The 18,799-nt window shown below is 45.0% G+C and carries 11 protein-coding genes; 3 read left to right on the forward strand and 8 right to left on the reverse strand.

What is annotated here, in order from left to right:
* Positions 1-114: 114 nt before the first annotated feature.
* The 3 genes from BSZ04_RS18930 to BSZ04_RS18940 all read right to left on the reverse strand — a co-directional run bounded on the left by BSZ04_RS18930 (position 115) and on the right by BSZ04_RS18940 (position 5,352).
* Positions 115-3,090: a M6 family metalloprotease domain-containing protein gene (locus BSZ04_RS18930; protein WP_088881129.1), complete on the reverse strand. Its 2,976-nt coding sequence runs from the start codon at positions 3,088-3,090 to the stop codon at positions 115-117.
* A gap of 235 nt (positions 3,091-3,325) precedes the next feature.
* Positions 3,326-4,693, reverse strand: a complete 1,368-nt coding sequence (locus BSZ04_RS18935; protein ID WP_088881130.1) for a TrkH family potassium uptake protein — start codon at positions 4,691-4,693, stop codon at positions 3,326-3,328.
* Positions 4,690-5,352: a potassium channel family protein gene (locus BSZ04_RS18940; RefSeq protein WP_038887536.1), complete on the reverse strand. Its 663-nt coding sequence runs from the start codon at positions 5,350-5,352 to the stop codon at positions 4,690-4,692. The genes BSZ04_RS18935 and BSZ04_RS18940 overlap by 4 nt, the downstream gene beginning before the upstream one ends.
* A gap of 412 nt (positions 5,353-5,764) precedes the next feature.
* Here BSZ04_RS18940 and BSZ04_RS18945 point away from each other — a divergent pair, with 412 nt between their 5' ends.
* The gene (locus tag BSZ04_RS18945) at positions 5,765-7,372 is read left to right on the forward strand and encodes a BCCT family transporter (RefSeq protein WP_088881131.1); all 1,608 of its coding nucleotides are present in this window, start codon (positions 5,765-5,767) and stop codon (positions 7,370-7,372) included.
* Positions 7,373-7,474: 102 nt separating this feature from the next.
* Here the strand turns inward: BSZ04_RS18945 and BSZ04_RS18950 are convergent, their stop codons facing one another.
* A complete protein-coding gene (locus BSZ04_RS18950; protein ID WP_088881132.1) occupies positions 7,475-8,710 on the reverse strand; it encodes a DEAD/DEAH box helicase in 1,236 nt (411 codons plus the stop codon).
* Between the two features lie 182 nt (positions 8,711-8,892).
* On the opposite strand from BSZ04_RS18950, the gene BSZ04_RS18955 reads away from it, so the two are divergent.
* Both BSZ04_RS18955 and BSZ04_RS18960 read left to right on the forward strand, forming a co-directional pair.
* On the forward strand, positions 8,893-10,200 hold the full coding sequence (locus BSZ04_RS18955) for a hemolysin family protein (RefSeq protein ID WP_038887538.1): 1,308 nt from the start codon (positions 8,893-8,895) through the stop codon (positions 10,198-10,200).
* A gap of 411 nt (positions 10,201-10,611) precedes the next feature.
* Entirely contained in the window at positions 10,612-11,577 is a 966-nt protein-coding gene (locus BSZ04_RS18960) for a GlxA family transcriptional regulator (RefSeq protein WP_088881133.1), read from the forward strand.
* A 66-nt stretch (positions 11,578-11,643) separates the two neighbouring features.
* On the opposite strand, the gene BSZ04_RS18965 is transcribed toward BSZ04_RS18960, so the two are convergent.
* Genes BSZ04_RS18965 through icmH form a run of 4 tightly spaced genes read right to left on the reverse strand, consistent with a single transcriptional unit; the run spans position 11,644 to position 18,798 of the window.
* A complete protein-coding gene (locus tag BSZ04_RS18965) occupies positions 11,644-13,545 on the reverse strand; it encodes a hypothetical protein (RefSeq protein ID WP_088881134.1) in 1,902 nt (633 codons plus the stop codon).
* A gap of 15 nt (positions 13,546-13,560) precedes the next feature.
* Positions 13,561-14,193: a protein kinase domain-containing protein gene (locus tag BSZ04_RS18970; RefSeq protein WP_197697129.1), complete on the reverse strand. Its 633-nt coding sequence runs from the start codon at positions 14,191-14,193 to the stop codon at positions 13,561-13,563.
* Between the two features lie 8 nt (positions 14,194-14,201).
* Entirely contained in the window at positions 14,202-17,654 is a 3,453-nt protein-coding gene (gene tssM, locus BSZ04_RS18975; protein WP_088881136.1) for a type VI secretion system membrane subunit TssM, read from the reverse strand.
* Position 17,655: 1 nt separating this feature from the next.
* Positions 17,656-18,798: a type IVB secretion system protein IcmH/DotU gene (gene icmH / locus BSZ04_RS18980; RefSeq protein ID WP_010446946.1), complete on the reverse strand. Its 1,143-nt coding sequence runs from the start codon at positions 18,796-18,798 to the stop codon at positions 17,656-17,658.
* Position 18,799 lies beyond the last annotated feature (1 nt).

Below are 18,799 nucleotides of genomic sequence, written 5' to 3' on the forward strand. Positions count from 1 at the left end.
AAGGCGTACAAAAATTCAGGAGTCCCCTCTAGCGATGCAGAGAGAGTTGGTAGTAGCTTGGGTTGAACAAAAAAGCCACTCATTTAAGTGGCTTTAAAAATAGATAATCAAGCATTAAGAGCGGCGACGCCAACCTAGCAGTCCTAGGAGTGCCAGCGCCCAGAATGAAGTGCTACCACCAGAATCACCAAACGAAACCCCTGACGATTGAGAAAGCACATTAATATTCACAACCGCTGTCGCTGTAGAGCCTTTTTCATCCATAATGCTGTAAGTTAACGTTACAGATTGCCCTGTACCTGATGGCGCTGAGTAACGGATTTTCCCATTTTCAATTACTGCGCTGCCTCCACCACTCGTGATGGTCACTGATTGAATTGTCAAATCATGACCATCAGCGTCAGTGTCATTTGCAAGAACATCAATGACAACATCCTCACCAGCAGCCACTGTTACGCTATCTGTGTTCGCTTCTGGTGACGCATTTTGCACCTCGACACTCACTTGAGATGTCGATGTTAAGCCGCTCGGATCGGTAACGGTCAGTTGGAATGTCAATACATCACCTTGTTTACTGCCCTGTGGGATCGCAAAGCTGGCTTCTGCGGTATTAGCATTTTCAATGGTTGTCGCTAGGCCATCAATTTGCTCCCACAAATATTCCAGATCGTCACCATCTGGATCAGAGCTACCCGCAGCAGAGAGCGTTACCTTTCCGCTGTTTTCTAGATCCCCTGTATCTGCGCTCGCATCCGCTAATGGTTCATCATTGTCTCCCGTTACTGTCACCACTACCTCTACGGTGTTTGAGGTGATGCTGCCATCTGAAGAGACAAGACGATATTTGAAGCGGTCTTCACCTACAAAGTTCTTCTTCGGCGAGTAAACATCACCTTGAACACTGCCATGAGTTGGATGCTCAGCAATAACGACATTAAATAAGTACCCTTGAGCAATGTCGTCGTTGACCATCAAAGACAGCGAATAGTCAGTGTTTTTTGCCGTTTCAAATGCATCAGGTTTTGCCGTCACTACACTAGCAACATCTAAATCCATCAGAGCCACAAATGGAATTGTCGAAAAGGCGGTATTGATTAAACCTTCAGTCGACTTATCTGCACTTTTACCAACCCACAACGGTCGCTCGCTTTGCAGAATATCTGAGTGAAGCGCACCGAAATTCATACTGCCTTCATAAGTGCCACCTTCTATCTCTACCAATAGAACATGTTCACCCGCAGCTAACTTCGTAGGCTGAGAGAACAGCACTCGATTAGGAGGCTGCACGCTGCCTTGTTGGAGTAACTCCGCGTTTGCGTCATCAAACATCATGGTAGAAAACACTTCGTTAACTGAACTGTAGCGCCAAACTTTGTAACTGACGGTGCCACCTTTACTCGTAGGTACTGCAAACAGTTGAAGGCCATCTAACTCAGTTGGATTAGTCAAGTTCATTTTAAGTGCGATTGCATTGTCTTGAGTCGCGAAGATGTAGCCACGGTTAAGGTTGTTCAACCAAGCGAATTTGTTTGGCTCGTCAGGACGACTCATCACGAAGCTAGCAGAAGACGATGTACTTGTGATTCCAGTAACAGAAACATTGGTATCAAAGCCAGCAATTGCGCTCAAGCTAGGATTAGTGTTATCACCAATTGAAGTGTTACCTTGTGGGTATAAATCGTTCTCGTCAGCGAAGGAGCCTTGCTCAAGCTCTTTTAAACCATCCGCCTGCATGATCTGAACTTGCATTTCGCCAACATCATTAAAGGCATTGCGAATGTTCACAGAGGTAATGAGAACACCTTCTCCTTCAAGCGCTCTGTCATAATCTGTCAGCGTGCGGTTCTCTACGTATAAACGAGGCCCCATTTCTTTTAGGTATGAATCCAGATAAACCACACTTGATTCACCATTTGGCACCACAATATTCGTATTCGCGTCTAAAGAAACCGATGGATTAGTAAAACCAGCAGCATGCTTACTCCAAGCACTCATGTTTACCGGCGTCTCGCCAGCGTAGCTATCGCCTGGCTTTCTTCCCCAAGAGCCACCAGCCATCACTCCCCACATGCCAATAGAACCATCATGGTGATATGAGTAAAGATCTGGCAGACCAAGCATTAAGTGGCCGAGTTCATGAACAATCACCCCCATGGTCGATTGATGTGTGGTTTGGTAATCACCAAAGACACAATATTCCATGATATTTTTGCCATCCACCTTCACCGTGCTGTGGCTGCCTTTGTGTGGCCAAATCGATGGACGCCCAAAATAACCCGTCGAACGGTCACCACCAGCGAACACAAACATAACTGAGAGTTCATCAGGGTCAAGCTGACCATCTCCATTACGGTCATACGCGGCAAAATCAACAGAGTCCTCAATATGCCCGTACGCTTCAGCAATAACAGAGTCTAGTTTAGTGGAACAATTAAAGTCGGTACTTGTATGACAATCTGGCTGTTTTTGATTAACCGAAACATTGATAATGCCGTCATTAGCTGTACCTCCGTTTTCCCTAGCAGGTATTACATGATACTTGCCGTCAGAGTTTTTTTGGTAGAAGTCCACTACACTCTGACCTGACTGCCCAAACACAAGGGAATGAAAGTCATGATCCATTTTTTGGTCAGTAAAAGAAACTTGCACGACCAAAAGCGGCTGCTCAAAATTAGATGAAGCACTCATGGCTTGGATACCAGAAGTTTGCTTCAGAAGGTTATGCCGAGCTTTCGGGGATATCGCTTGCATCGACTCAAGCGGTGCTTTATAGAGCAGATCTGGTCGTTCTAGTGAGACACTTGGTGCAGCTTGGTTGGAAAGCTTCTTAACGCCCGTCGATTCTAGTTTAGGGATGTTTCCATCTTGGGTAATCTTAGCAAAAAACCAATCTTTGTCTTGCTTAACAAGTGCATTACCCTGCTTGTCCTCATACCAGTGAAAATCGGCTGAACCTCTTAAGATGACCTCACTCTCGCTGCCATCATCTAACTGCACGGTATGCCAAATTGGCGCAGGAGGCGTTGTCGCTAGTACCGTCGAGGCGGTTAACATGCTGAATACGGATAGGGCTATCGTTTTAATTTTCAAAGTACTACTCCATCTGACGTTTCGCGCTTGGGCACGCGATCCTCATGCATAAATATAAAAAACCACTCATGCATCGACTAATCAAATGAATAGTAACCAATTATTTATAAAGTTAAATACCTTTCAAATACATTGACTATTTTTTGAGCGTCACTCCACGTTCGCTATAAGAAAGCGAGAGACATCATGGTGACATTCTCTCGCTTGTTCACAGTACGCTACTGGCTCTCTCAACCTAACCCGTCAGTACATTGTCTTCTGGGTACTTAACTAGCGTAGGCTCTGGGCGAGCTAACATATAGGCCAGCGTCAACGGGCCAATACGACCAATGATCATCACCACTATCATGATGTACTTACCTGGCTCGGACAGCTCTGCTGTTAAGCCAGCCGTCAAGCCCACTGTAGCGAAGGCAGAAATCGTCTCGAACATCACCTTATCGAACGCAGCCTTTTCGGTAATCATCAATAAGAACATTGCAGTGGTTAGGATTGCGCCGCTGACAACAATAATCGCCAGCGATTTGGTCACCGTCTGCCAATTCACAGTACGCTTAAAGATCACCACATGCTTTTTCTGACGCAGAAACGCCCATGTCGCCATAAACGCCACAGTAAAAGTGGATACCTTGATACCACCACCGGTTGAGGTGGAACCGGCACCGATCAGCATCAGTACAATCATCACAAGCAATGCGGGCTGGGTGAACTGTGTCAAGTCGACGCTGTTAAAACCTGCCGTACGTGCACTGGCCGATTGGAAGAATGCTGCCAACCACTGACCTGCCATAGGTAAAGATTCCATCGTATTTGGATTATGTCTTTCCAACAGCCAAAACAGGATGGTACCTACTGCGAGCAATACAGGAGTTGCTATCAGCATGATTTTGGTGTGTAAATGCAAAAAGTGAAAACCTCGACGCCAATGCAGCCAGAGGTCACCGATCACGGTGAAACCTAATCCCCCGAAGATGAACAAGCCCGCCAGCGTGAAGATCACCACAGGATCATTCACAAAGCTCATCATGCTATCAGAGAAAAGCGCGAAACCGGCATTATTAAAGGCTGAGATGGAATGGAACAACGCATAGAACATGCCCGTTTGCCAGCCCATTTCAGGTACCCAACGGAACGAAAGGAAAATAAAACCAATCGTCTCTGCAATCAGCGCGAAGATAACGATTTTCTTCACCAATTTACGCAAATTCACTTGGCGGTCTTGGCCCAATGCATCTTTCGCTAACGCTTGTTGGCGCAAGCTCAAACGTACGCCAAACATATAGAGCAAGACGGCAGAAAGTGTCATCTGACCTAAACCACCAATTTGCATTAAGAACATCAACAGAATTTTGCCTGCCAATGTGAAGTGTTGCCCTGTATCAACCACACCAAGGCCAGTCACACTGATAGCAGAAGTCGCGGTGAACAATGCATCGGTAATCGAAAGTCCCGTCACCGAAAAGATCGGCAACGTAAGCAAAATAGCAGAAGGCAATAGCACACCGAGAAAGCTCAGCAATATGATGCGCGGTTCACCACCTTTCGCTTTATCTCGTTTGCCATCTGGGACGTAGAAAACGCCTCTCTGATGAAACTGCGTCATAGTGATTTCAACTTGCTCGCAAGTTTGTCTTGAGGCCCCACCACAATAATAAGGTCGCCGATTTCTAGTGTGGTATTCAGTTCTGGCGCTTTGGTAATCTCAGGCCCGCGTTTGAAGCCCAGCACTTGCACGCCTTCCACTTTACACAAAGCAAGTTCACCTAGCGTTTTACCCATCCAGCGCGAGCCAATCACAAACTCTGTCATCGCCAGACCGCTGCCTAACGGGTGGAATTCTAGAACGCGTTTATCGAGCATCTTACGTGCAACTCGAATACCCATGTCACGCTCTGGCATGATGATATGGTCTGCTCCGATTTTTTGTAGCACTCGAGCTTGAAAGCGATCATTCGCTTTTACCCAAACCGATTTTACGCCCGCTTCTTTAGCGATCAGCGTAGCAAGAATACTGGCATTAACGTCGGCGCCAATGGCAATCATGACCATGTCATAATCATCGAGTTTAAGCTCTGCGACGGTCTCTTCATGAGTACAGTTCGCCACAATGGCTTGGCTAACAAATCCCGCCGCTTCTTTCACTCGGTCTTCATTAATGTCTACCGCCAAAACTTGTGAGCCGGAGTCTTGCAGTTCTTTACAAACGGCTAAGCCAAAACGACCTAGACCAATTACAGCAAATTGCTTATCACCCGTTTTCATTCGTGCCTCATTTATGCGTTGAATAGCAGGCGCGAAAGTCTGCGCCTATTCCTCATCATCTGCAAACAAGACGACAAAAAATTGACAAAACCTTAACTCAAACCTTCGCATGTAACCTTGATATAGCCTAAGACAGGTTAGCGGTATTTTCCTGACTATTAGTAATTAAATCAAAAGAATAGCTACAGAGCTCACATTTCATTTATCACTCATTTTAGCCATGCATACTTTTGACAAGTTAATTTAACGCGTTGGCTATTGGCACAATAAATTATTTCGTGCTCATTGCATTTATCATGCATAAAAACTGCTATTACTGATTCATTAATCAGCAAATTAGCCATTTAATCTGAGTTTTGTTATAGTGCGCGCCGACAAATTAGTTTGTACTCTAAGTAGTTTGAGAGGGATGATGTCTACAACTAAGGATAAGTACAGTATTGAAAATACTGATTATACGGTCGGCCAAGACAACGTACAGAAGTGGGGATTTGATGTTCACAACCCTGTTTTTGGTACCAGTGCTGGTTTGATCATTCTTTTTTTAATCGCACTTCTATTAGTCGATCCTACCACTGCGAAAGCCGGCCTTGATGGAATCAAATGGCAAATCATTGGTTCTTTTGATGGCCTATTCATGTGGGCAGGTAATATTTTTCTGATCTTCTGTATCGGTCTAGTTTTTTCTCCTTTTGGTAAGATTCGTATTGGTGGCAACAACGCCACACCTGAGCATTCAAATATCTCATGGATTGCAATGCTATTTGCAGCGGGCATGGGTATCGGCTTGATGTTCTGGGGGGTCGCAGAACCTGTTGCCTACTTCACTGGTTGGTATGAAACCCCGCTTGGCGTTGAACCTTTCACAGAAGAAGCCAAACAAGTTGCGCTAGGTGCAACCATGTTCCACTGGGGCCTACACCCTTGGGCGATCTATGCTGTGGTTGCGCTTTCTATGGCATTCTTTGCGTTTAACAAAGGTCTTCCGCTGTCTATCCGTTCTGTGTTCTACCCTCTATTGGGCGATCGCACTTGGGGTTGGTTTGGTCACGTAATCGATGTAATGGCTGTGCTCGCAACGCTATTTGGTTTAGCAACCTCTCTTGGCCTAGGCGCTCAGCAAGCAGCAAGTGGTTTGGGCCATGTATTTGGTATTGAGAGCGGCTTAGGTATGCAGCTGGCCGTTATCGCATTTGTTACCACTTTAGCGGTCTTCTCCGTTGTGCGCGGTATTGATGGCGGCGTAAAGGTACTGAGTAACATTAACCTAACCGTAGCATTTGCCCTGTTAGTATTCGTAATTCTTGCAGGCTTAGCAGCAGCTCTGAGCACAATTCCAACAACCTTAATCGGCTACATCGAGAACATTATTCCACTAAGTAATCCTCATGGTCGTGAAGATGAGGCGTGGATGCACGGCTGGACTGTGTTCTACTGGGCTTGGTGGATTTCTTGGTCACCATGCGTAGGCATGTTCATCGCACGCGTATCGAAAGGCCGTACTGTTCGCGAGTTCCTGACGGCAGTTATCTTGATTCCAACTACTATAACATTAGTTTGGATGTCAGCATTCGGTGGTATCGCGATTGAACAAGTGTTGAATAACGTCGGTGAGCTGGGCACAAACGGCCTTACTGACATCACGCTATCGCTATTCTATGCATATAAAGCAATGCCAATGAGCACTGTGTTGTCGGTTATTTCTATCGTTCTTATTATGGTGTTCTTTATCACCTCATCAGACTCTGCGTCACTGGTTGTCGATAGTATTACTGCAGGTGGTAAAGTTGACGCGCCTGTACCGCAACGCATTTTCTGGGCATCGATAGAAGGTGCAATTGCAGCAGTGCTACTTTGGATTGGTGGTACAGAAGCAATTCAAGCACTACAAGCCGGCACAATATCTACTGGCTTACCGTTCACCATCATCCTATTGGTAATGTGTGTGAGCTTAGTAATGGGTATGCGTACTGAACCTCAGTTTGTTCAGCAACGTTTAGCAAAAGCTAAGTCGAGCTAAACTGAACTGAACTGAACTGAATACTAAAGCGAAAAACAAAGAAGCCGCATTCAAATGCGGCTTCTTTTTTATTCAAGTTTATACACTAGAGTTCCAGCGTATTTACTTCGCGTTGCGCTTATCACCATTGTCACGACGAGGACGCTGCTCTTGCGGTTTACGCTTGTTCTTCGGCACGTAGTTCAAGATAGAAATCGGCACTGGTTTTCTTGGTGCAAAACCTTCAATTTCTACACGCTCTAATAGGTGACCAAGGCGGCTTTCAATCATACATAAGTTTTTGAAGTCGTCTTTCGATACCAATGAAATCGCTTCACCCTGCGCGCCAGCACGACCAGTACGACCAATGCGGTGTACGTATTCGTCTGCTGGGAAAGGTAGATCGTAGTTGATCACCACTGGCAAGTTGTCGATATCAATACCACGTGCCGCAACACCCGTGGCAACCAGATATTGGATTTCACCCGCTTTAAATTTCTCAATCAGTTCTTGGCGAACACGTTGGTTACGGCCACTGTGGAATGCTTCTGCCACGATGCCGCGCTTCTCTAACTGAGTAACTAGCTTAGCTGCGCCGTGTTTGGTTTCAATGAATACCAATACTTGCGACCAGTCGTTCTCGTTAAGCATGTGGCTCAACAGTGAAGACTTCATGTCTTTATCAACCGTGGTGATCCACTGCTTGATGTTTGATTTTGATGCGCTGTGCTTCGCAATCGAGATTTCTTCAGGGTCTACAATCGCATTCTTTGCCAAATCACGCACTGGTTTAGATAGTGTCGCAGAGAACAACAGGCTTTGAATGTCTTCTGGCATGCAATCGACGATCTTATCGATAGAATCGATAAAGCCCATATCCAACATTTTGTCGGCTTCATCCAGAACCAACATTTCCACTTCATCAAAATGGATCGCACGTTGACCGTACAGGTCAATCAGACGACCCGGAGTGCTCACTACGATGTCTACCCCTTCAATCAGCGCTTGTTTTTGCGGTGCGTAATCCACACCACCAAACATCGCCATCGAACGAAGTGACAGGTTCTTGCTGTAGGCCTCAATGCTTTGATGAACTTGAAGAGCAAGCTCACGGGTTGGCGTTAGGATGATCGCACGAGCACGCTTTTTGCGTTGTGTTTCACCTTGGCTCAATTTTTCTAAGATTGGTAATACAAAGCTCGCGGTTTTACCCGTACCTGTTTGTGCTGCGGCAATCAGATTGCTACCACGCAGAACAATAGGAATGGCTTTTTGTTGGATAGAAGTCGGTTTTTCATAACCCAGCGCCTTCACAGCATCTGTGATAGGAGTGCTTAAACCAAGCTTAGAAAATGGCATAGAAACGTCTCAACGAAGAAATGGGCGCGTAGTGTATCAGAAACCGTACCAAGTAACAGAATCAATCACACGACTACGCAGGCAGGCTCGACAAACAAATTCTATCCTATTAATAAGGTATTCAATTGTTACAGCGTGATGATTTATTCACCACTTCACGTTTCTACTATGCAAACCCCGCTATGCTGAAAATGTGTGTATCACTGGAAAGCTTCATGGACATTTTACTACTGGTTGGATTAATTGCGCTCAATGGTGTGTTTGCCATGTCTGAGATTGCGCTAGTTACCGCCAAAAGCGGCCGACTGAAAAAGTTTGCCGAACACAGCGCTTCTGCCCGCCTCGCTCTACAACTGAAAAACAATCCCACGCAGTTCCTCTCTACAATACAAATCGGCATCACCGTAATCGGTATCCTTAGTGGTATTTTTGGTGAAGCCACACTCTCTGTTCCTTTTGAACACTGGCTTGTCACACAAGGTTTAGAGCGCGAAATCGCCACTGTGCTAGCGACTGCGATTGTCGTTGTGGTCATTACTTACTTTGCTATTGTGATAGGAGAGCTGGTACCAAAGCGTTTTGCGCAAAACAATGCCGAGCGTATTGCCGTCATCGTCGCCTACCCTATCCACTGGTTAGCCAAGCTGACCACACCATTCGTGATGTTGTTAACTGTCTCAACTGATGCTCTGCTCAAACTTCTGCGCCAAAACAACAATGGTGAAGTGGTCACTGAAGAAGATATTTTTGCCGTCGTGAGTGAAGGGTCAGAGAGCGGAGCTATTGAGCCGCAAGAACAATTGATGATTCGTAATTTATTGCACCTAAATGACCGCTTAGCGCTTTCGCTGATGACACCTCGCTGCGATATTCACTATCTCGATCTCGATTTGCCACTTGACGCTATTCTCAAACACTTACGTCAAACCCAACACTCAGTATGGCCTGTATGTAAAGGCGGTTTGGATAACATCATTGGTACTATTTCTTCCAAAGCACTACTGGACGAATACGACGAACTTTCTATCTCCCGCCTTGCAAAACTGCTTAAACGCCCACGCTTTGTACCGGAATCGATGAAAGGTCTACCATTGCTCAATTACATGCAACAAACCAGCACCGAAATGGTGTTTATTGTCGATGAGTACGGCGATGTTCAAGGGCTGGTCACGCACTATGATTTACTCAAATCTATCGCTGGTGAACTCGGTATGGCACCACAGCAAATCTGGGCTAAAAAGCAAAAAGATGGCAGTTGGTTAATGGATGCACTTATTCCATTAAATGAGCTGAAATACAAACTTGAACTCAACAATATTGAGGGCGAAGAAACCGAGGGATTCCAAACCTTAAATGGCTTCCTGACCTGGTTAATTGGTCGTGTACCCACTCAAGGAGAAATCATGACATATCAATACTGGCGGTTTGAAATTCTGCACGTAAAAAGCAATCGTATTGTGCAAGTTAAAGTGACAAAAGTGAAAGAATAGGCTTAAAAACTCATTGTGATTTACAGTAAATATTATGAGGTCGTAGAGATTAGATAAAGAATGCGATCTCGTAATTATAATGCAGTTATTATCCAACTGGGCATCAAAAATATTTTCTTCCCTTACTTTGCTTTTTATATGTTAGTAGTTATCTACTCCTCCTACTTATCTACTAATAATCACCACTTCCATTTCAAACACTGAAAAAATTATTTGTAGCAATACGAAATTTTACAAATATAATAACGGTCTATAATTATGGCCACTTCTGGCTAAATAAGAATTAACTAAAATAAAGACGGACCTTATTTAATTTAAAAAAATAACCATAAGAATAGATATCGATCCAAAAGGAATTGAATTAATGGTCGCAGAGCCTTAACGATAGCTATCACTATACAAAGGCGTTTTATGGAACAAACGACCATAACTTTAACTGCGCTTGCATTTCCCGGGGGGCCGGCCACTTCAATTACTGGGCCAATTGAAGTGTTGACTACAGCAGCCTACCTTGCAGGGGTCACTCCCCCTGAAATTAATATCGTAACCCAGGACAATAATCCTGTTGTTGCACATGGAGGAATAACTCTCACTCCTACAGTAAAAATAGAGAGCATTAAAAGTACGGATATATTACTGATAGGATCTTTGGGAGAGCCTGATAGCGCGCTGACTGCCTGTTCAGAGAAAGCGCTTAAGTGGTTAGAGGATTTTGCAGATACAGATATCCCCATTATTTCTATTAGTACAGGATCATTTGCGTTAGCTAAAGCTAATTTACTTTCTAAGCGAAATGCAACAACACACTGGCGTTACGCTAACCTATTTCGAGATATGTATCCCGATACAAAGTTGCGTGTTGAGAGAAAAGTGACCTGTGACGGAAATTATTACTGTACCTCATGCACCAACGGCTACAATGACGTCATGATGCTCGTCGTGGAGCAATTATTTGGTTTATCTGTACGTGATAGATGCCAGCAGCATATTTTTGGCAATACCGATAAAGTGCAGCAACAATCATTGGCAAAATTTCTCCCATATCGTCAGCACAGTGATGCTCTTATTCATCAGTTGCAGGACTGGATGCATAATCATCATAGCTTACAGTTTTCTGTATTTGAGTTAAGTGAACGTATTCATTTGAGCGAAAGACAAATGAAACGTAGATTTAAACTGGCAACGGGACAGACACCGATACAGTATATTCAACAGATTCGTCTTTCAGCAGCGAAAGATAAATTAGAAACGACCAAACAAACTGTCGAGGAAATTTCTAGAGTCGTTGGATATGAAGATGTTCGTTACTTTAGAGAGTTGTTTAAGAAGTTTGTGGATATGACTCCGCTAGAATATCGAAAAAGGTATCAACATTAAGTTTGACTTATAGCAATATCAAGAATGGCGGGACATCCCGCCATTCTTAGTTGTTTAGCTTAGTTATTAAGGTTTGACGGCTAGTAGTCCCATTGTTGGATTCATAACATTCATTCCTGCTAAAGCCAGTCCGCCAGAGAGTGATTTAGTTCCTCTCTTCGAAGCCGCTTTCTTCGCTTGCTTAAGAAGCATGTTTTGCGATTGATTAAAGCGCGCTTGATTATCAATATCGACAGCGGCTTGAGTAATGTCCTCAGGGCTCATATTGATAGCATCATTGACGCCAAGCGTTTCTAGGTACTTATCCATAACATTTCTATCAGGACTAGCGATACGATCATGCATCGTGGTGACTTCATCCTTAGTAGACATGTTTGTGAAGGTTGGAATACGCCAGATCTCTTCCGCTAAGGCTCGGTAGTCCACTTCAATCATATTCAACGACGACATGATGCTTTCTTCACAACGGCTCAATGCAACCTGGTTAACCTTTCTGTTGTATTTAATTCCCTTTATTTGCTTGGTCTGCTTCGAACGTAGGTGCTTACCAAATGAATCCCACAGGAGCACTTTGAGTAGCATCGGGTTAACCATAGTTCCAAACTCTACGTTGGTACCTACCCCCATCGTTGCGCCAGCGCCCGCTTTAAATGTGAAGTCTCCAGAGCCTTTAACAATGGCTTCCAAAGCAGCAGATGCGCCCAAGCCAACTGATGCAGAACCAGTCACACTACCAGACAACATATTCATGCCGCGAGCTTTCAGGGTAAAAGTGCTTGTTCCACTAGCCTTAGCACCAACAAAGGCACTTGCACCAATTTTAGTTTTAATGACTTCATCACCAGCAAAGATATTGGCACTGTTTAGTGTGCTGGTAAATTGCACTTTAGCGGTCGCACCAACAAATAGCTCACCTTCACTCTTTAGAGCCATAAACTCGGCTACAGAAAGTTCGTGAGAGACCGTTAGCTTCATACCCATTTGAGCAGCAAGTACCGCATCAATTTCTAAATCAATACCCGGTATCAGTTGCATTGCAGCAAACGATCCGTCGTCCGCTTCCTCTTTTTTATTCGTCTCCCAAGCTTTACCTGGTGACTTATCGAGAGTGAACTTCGTACTGGTCTTCTTACCTGCTTCCTCTCCAAGCTTCTTCTCTCGGAAACCAGCAGCACCACCTTGTCCAAATTTAGCATGAGCACTAAATTTGCTGCTCTCACGGGCACCGATTTCAGCGGATGCTTTGATTTGGTTTTTCATTTTTCCGAAGTCCCAAGTTTTTTCAAACTCGACTTTTGCTTCGGCAAATAGTGCTTGTGAGGCTTCAAATGTCAGTGAACCGTCTTCAAGGTTTACTTTGCCCTCAACAGAGCGGGTATTTCCTTTTTGGAACAGATCATTGATAGCAGGCCAAAGTTCAGCATTGCATTTTGCATGATTAAAGTAGGCATCTCGCAAAGCATTAACTTGCGCATCAAGAATTTCCACCTTGGCTTGGCCAAGCTCACCGGATGCTAAGATACTGCTATGAGAACGCTTCAAAACTTCATGCTTGTTATGCAGCATTTGGAAGAAAGTACGGTTAATCAGTTTCGAACGGACAGATTCCGTTGGTGAACGGTGTGGTTGAATCACCTTAACGACACTACCAAACTTTTTCGTCACTCGTTCTACAAAAAACTGCCATACTGGATGCTTAGTCACTGCGCTAGCTTCGTAGGCGCTACTGTTGTTTCCCGACTGGCGATACAATTCCGCCTCAACCTCAGAATAGATAACATCTATCGCTTTTTCTAAATAAGGTAAGGCTCTGTTAGAATGCCTTCTCCCGCATGCGAGAGACAGTTTTTTCAACCATTGCTCAATTTCTATCGCGCATCCTAAGTTAGGGATTAATTTTCCATCCGTCCCTTTGATTGATGACACATCGAAGTCGAGATTGGCCGCAGCAAGCTGTTTTTTATTCATTAGCTTTCCTTCTATCTAAATCTCAAGGCTCAGGGCTTTTCGCCACTGGATAAGCGTTGAGTTTATTGAGTAGTCATGCGCACATGGCATGACCTGATCGATGATTTTAATCAGTGAAAACCAGTCGTCCCCCGTTTCGACCAGACCTTCCCCACCCTTTTGATTTGGCGAAGCAAACATAGGCGTTGCTTGCCACTCGGAGAGTGCTTCCCGAGAAGTTCCAGTCCGACAACTGGCACCGAAATCGATCAATCGAATATGTTGTAATTGAGGCACATAAAGCAGGTTAGATGGCTTGATATCGCCATGTACCCACCCCTTGCTATGACAGTGTTTGATCGCCTGAACCACACTAGGCAAAAGCGAAGCAAATAACGCTAGATCCTTAGGCTCAAACTCAATCAGCGGTATCGCACTTTGATCAAAGTCCAGCGTTAGCTGCAATTTGCTCCAGTCGACATCCACTACTTTTTGTATTTGAGCACCCTGACACTCTTGCAAAGCAACCCATTCTCTTTGCAGGCTCTCTGCCGAATCAAAATGCTTAGTGTAGTGGGTCAAGTCGTTACTGATTTCGTGCACACGGGAGTGAGTCGCCAAAACTTGGCAACACACTCGTTCCTGCGGTTCAATCACTGCTTTCAACATCGACAACCTTAAAGCTGCTTAGGCAACGAGAATTGAACAAATAAAGATTTATCCAATGGTTGATTGGAATCACGCAACGTGTAATCCAATACGATGTTGTTTTGGTTAATTTTGTAGTTGAGCTTACGAATCAAGCGGCTCGATGTAGCACTGCTCTTGTTCGCAAAAATAGCGCGCAACAACGCCCACTGACCGGTAAATGATTGTTGTGCTACTCGATTCTGACCGCTGTAGAATTCTGCACTCAAATAGCCATCCACTCCTGCGGTTGGCCAAGTTATCTCGCGCCACACTCTTGGACCATGTTTGTAGTCGTAAATCGTTTCAGCCTCTCGTAGGCGGAATTCCGTCACGTCGGTACTCATTGAGCTCGCTTTTACTTCAAGCCTTAACCCAAGATCATCCCCTGAAGAACCAAAGAAAATGCCACTCAGCTTTTGAACTAATTCAAGTTGCTTACGAGTGTTTGAGTTTATTGGTAGCGTTAGGCCGTCAACTTCGTTTAGCTTGAGCCTGCCGTTATCCCAGTAAACAAACGGCTTCAAGGTTTCTTCTATGTAGCGAGCCACACGGCCACTTGGTTTAAAGAATTGAGAAAAGTCATCTAAGCTCACTTCTCCACGACCATGTTGATCAAATGGGAATCGCCCTTCAATGGCAGACACATAAAACTGGTAAACTTGCTCATCCCACTGTGTATTTAGATACACCACGCTGCCATTCACCACTTGTTTCCACACTTGTTCACTGAGACTCTTCGTCCAAGACGCGACGATGTTCGGAGCCTTGCTGCCTGCTTGACGGAAGTTCACGATAGGGTCGCTACTACCTTGCGCATGGGCGATGGCATAAGCATGGAATGATTTACCGGGGTTTGAACTAGACAATGCGGCATCGAAAAACGAGTTAACCTCATCAACTTGAACGATCAACTGCTCCAGTGGTGTATCCTTGTCTTTACCATTCCCATTCACAAACCTAGAAAAAGGCAAAAATGCTTCATTTACGACGAATGAAGGTTGCAGCCTCAACAGGTTATCGCCAACTGCTCGATTCACTTTGTCGGCTTTGTTCAACACCTTTTTCGCTTTCTTCAGTCCTAGTTGACCGGCTGCACGCTTCTGTCCTTTCGTATCCGGTTGATCGGCGACAGCCAATGTTGTGTTCACAACAACCGCATCCAATACATCAAGTAGTGGACTCGTAGCAGGAGAACGTGTGTTTCTTAGCGCATAGCTAAGTACCGAAGCATCGCCAAACTGTTTGATTTGAATGTTGTTGACTAGGTCTTTCCAGTAGTAGATGTAATCAGCAAAATACAGACGTTGAACCTGTTTGCTCAGTTCTCTAAGCTCAATGACTGATGCGCCAGACATATCACCTTGAATCGCTTTAAACTCGCTCATCAAGCTTCTAAGCAGGGGCGACTTTGCCGTCAAATCAATTTGGCTGTAGCCCTGCTTAGTAAAGATTTCAGGGATCAGATAGCCATGGAAATCATTAGTAAACTCAAACAAGCTATCGAACTTCTCACCGAGCTGGCTTCGGAGATCCACTTGAGTACGGTACTCTGGCATCTCTTTAAGACGCGCATAAATCAGTCGCTCTGGTGACAAGCCTTCAAGGTTGTTCGTTGCAACAGCTATAAGGTCTAGGTTCGGTTGTAGCTGCTTGTCGTAATGACTTTTAAACAAGTCTTCGATTAAAAGAGAAAAAGAGTAAAGCTCGTCTGGAGAAAGCTCACCTTGGTCTTTCAAGTTATCAAGCAAGTAAGTTTGTAGTTCCGCAAAGTTCAGTTGCTCTCGGTCAAACAACATCTGGTAGTAACGCAAAATCTCAAAGATTCGGCTTGGATTACCAAGGTTCACATAAACATACAGCTCGCTGCTAATCAGCTCTTCGAGCTTTGGCAGCATTATCTGGTGCAACTGTTTTTCATAAGCAGAGTAAACACTCTCGGCCGTATCTGTTTGCTTAATACTGACTTTCTCATGCCACGGTTTAGGTTGAACGCCCTCAGCAACCACATCGCCGAGTTCTCTTAATACCGCCACAACCTCCGACATAGAATTGTCATTGCTCAGCTTTTGAACATCGTTTTGATAAAAACGAATTTGAGATAGAGCCGTTGTGCGCCAATCTTCATCAACATTCCAGTTTTCCTGTAACTTCAGACCTGCAACAGAAATCAGCCCAACTACGGATACTAAAACAGCGGTTCGAAATACAAGATAACCCGCATGACGCCATTCATTGACACCGACGATATTCTTCTCCGGCAAGATGACCTTATTGAACAAACGTTGAGTAAAGAAACCACGACGATTTGGCTGCTGTTCAACTTGGTTATTGGTGTTGAACTCAGCACGTTCGGCCACAACCTGCGTTAGTAGATCATGCTCAATGCCTTTTTGTCCGGATGACATTAAATAAGCGCCGCGGATCCATACGGCTTCTCGGACACGGTTCTCGCGACCAATGTCGCTCAAAAACTCGTTGACGCGCTCTAGGAAAATTCTTAGCTGATAAGGCCAAGCGATTATAGAGGCCGACTTGTCACTGCTGACGTTTCTCAGTAACTCAAACTGCTGCCCCGCAATGGATTGAATCAACGCGTGGCTTTCTGCCTCAAACTGCTGTTTGTCATAACGGCGCGAAACATCGCACTCAAAGGTAATACCAAAAGGATTTTCTGAGTCACATGCAGTGAAGCTCTCAAAGAAACCAGTGAAGTCTGCAATCGAGTCAGCTTTAGAGAAAGCGGCGTAAACAGGCAAGTTTAAGCTAAGCTCTGCGCCCATCGACAACACAGCCTCCTGATAGATGCCTGAGAGCCTAGTGCGTTCTTTCTTGTCCCCTGTCATTAAGCGATCACACCCAATAACCGTCACAATGCCGTTCAGCCCTTGCCTCGGACGGTATTTAAGTAGTTGCTTCGCCAGTACTTGCCAAAGCGACTCGTCAATACCGTCGTTATCAAATATACGATGACCGACTTCGACAACGACTGCGTTATCGTTGCTCCAAAAGCGTAGGTACTGTTCCGTATCACTTTCATCCAAGTAGCGCTCGTTAACTGGCTCAAAACCATTCTGTAGCAATATGGCACTTTTCGCGTCTTTTTCACCACCTAGAACTAGGTACCAAGGCAGACTGTAAAGACTTTCTAGCTTGTTACGAGCTTGTCCTTGTATCTTTTTCGTTGCGATACGAAACAGCTGCTGGATCACGCGTGTGTCTTGTTTAAGCAGTACGTGTTGATCATGCTCTTCTTTCTCTGTTTGATTAAGCTTGCGTTGTTTCCACCACCAAACACATGTAAAGATGACAATAACGACGGTGACAACGAGCATTCCCCACTTTATCCAGACTGGTTGCTCTTCTGATGCTGTAAGCCAAAATGCGAGCGTCCCTAAAATGGCAGTAATCACCAAGAAAATAGAAAATATCTTTTTAAACATCTTATTTCAGCGCTCTTTTAATCGTGGCGTTCAAACCAAAGCGAACATTGAGTTCATTTTTCAACTTACGAATGGTGTTTAAGTCGTCACCTGCGTGAAGATAAAGCTCAACACCATGTTCCGTCTCACGAGTAAAAGACTCATAGCCTGCTTGTTTGAGTTCTGTCGATAAACGAAGTGCGTCGCTCGCCCGAGAAAATACCGCGAGAATGATCTCCCATTGCTGAGTGACCACTTTTCCTTTCATTCCCGTTTCTTCCTCTAGGCTTTCACTCTGTCGCCCCAAATCCGCATCGGAACTTAAGTACACTAAGTCACTGCTGTTTTTCTTCAGGTTGACGTCTGACATATCGATCGCGCTAAACTGTGCCAACAACGGCTGAACGCGACTGTTGTACCAATATTCAGTAAAGCCATACCCAGATGCCAGAACCAAACAAGCCAAGCCTAACGTTTTGCCCATACTGATCATTAGCCACGGGCGTTTACCTTCGATTAGCGTTGGTGTTTGCGGTACCGGAAAAGGGCTTTCACTCCGATAGTGGCGAATGAGACCGTACGCACGAGCGGTAATATCATGCAATTGGCTCTCGTCTTCATGGCGAAAGCGCCCTTTGAAACCCAAAGCCAAAAGCACGTACTGAAGCTCAATAAAATCAACAAGTTTATTCGGCTGCTGGCTGGCCTTATCTAGCAACACAAAAAAGGCCTCTCCGCCATCGCGCTGTGAAAACACCTTGCTCAACAACGAATGATTTTCCCAACGGGCACGCTCTCCCCAAGCGGTGTACAGCACAGCTTCATCAAATGCCGCGCACAACACAAAGCAGCTTTTTTCAATCACGCTTGGGTGGTAATCCAAGTGCAGACCACGCAAACGAAACGCATCAATGGCGTACAAAAGTTTTTGACGAAAACGGTTGATGTCTCTCGGTGCACCTTGACGCTTAATCGTCACTAAAATACCCAACAGTTCCGTTGCCGCATTCATCAAAGGGCTACCATAAATGGCAAGATTCTCAATCAATCGCTCAGTACCCGAAGTGTCCGCTTTGGGTGGCAACTGATGCTGCTTTTGAGGTGATTCGGTCGATGTCACTCGTCGAATTTGAACCGTCGGTTCTTCGTTAAATAATCCGCCCATC

The sequence above is a fragment of the Vibrio rotiferianus genome (assembly GCF_002214395.1).
Lineage (GTDB): Bacteria > Pseudomonadota > Gammaproteobacteria > Enterobacterales > Vibrionaceae > Vibrio > Vibrio rotiferianus.

What these genes read in the sequence shown, in the direction of transcription:
- BSZ04_RS18940 (WP_038887536.1), bottom strand. Translation starts at nt 5,352, where the DNA reads ATGAAAACGGGTGATAAGCAATTTGCTGTAATTGGTCTAGGTCGTTTT.
- BSZ04_RS18945 (WP_088881131.1), top strand. Translation starts at nt 5,765, where the DNA reads ATGTCTACAACTAAGGATAAGTACAGTATTGAAAATACTGATTATACG.
- BSZ04_RS18970 (WP_197697129.1), bottom strand. Translation starts at nt 14,193, where the DNA reads ATGTTGAAAGCAGTGATTGAACCGCAGGAACGAGTGTGTTGCCAAGTT.
- icmH (WP_010446946.1), bottom strand. Translation starts at nt 18,798, where the DNA reads ATGGGCGGATTATTTAACGAAGAACCGACGGTTCAAATTCGACGAGTG.
- BSZ04_RS18950 (WP_088881132.1), bottom strand. Translation starts at nt 8,710, where the DNA reads ATGCCATTTTCTAAGCTTGGTTTAAGCACTCCTATCACAGATGCTGTG.
- BSZ04_RS18935 (WP_088881130.1), bottom strand. Translation starts at nt 4,693, where the DNA reads ATGACGCAGTTTCATCAGAGAGGCGTTTTCTACGTCCCAGATGGCAAA.
- BSZ04_RS18955 (WP_038887538.1), top strand. Translation starts at nt 8,893, where the DNA reads ATGCTGAAAATGTGTGTATCACTGGAAAGCTTCATGGACATTTTACTA.
- BSZ04_RS18960 (WP_088881133.1), top strand. Translation starts at nt 10,612, where the DNA reads ATGGAACAAACGACCATAACTTTAACTGCGCTTGCATTTCCCGGGGGG.
- BSZ04_RS18965 (WP_088881134.1), bottom strand. Translation starts at nt 13,545, where the DNA reads ATGAATAAAAAACAGCTTGCTGCGGCCAATCTCGACTTCGATGTGTCA.
- tssM (WP_088881136.1), bottom strand. Translation starts at nt 17,654, where the DNA reads ATGTTTAAAAAGATATTTTCTATTTTCTTGGTGATTACTGCCATTTTA.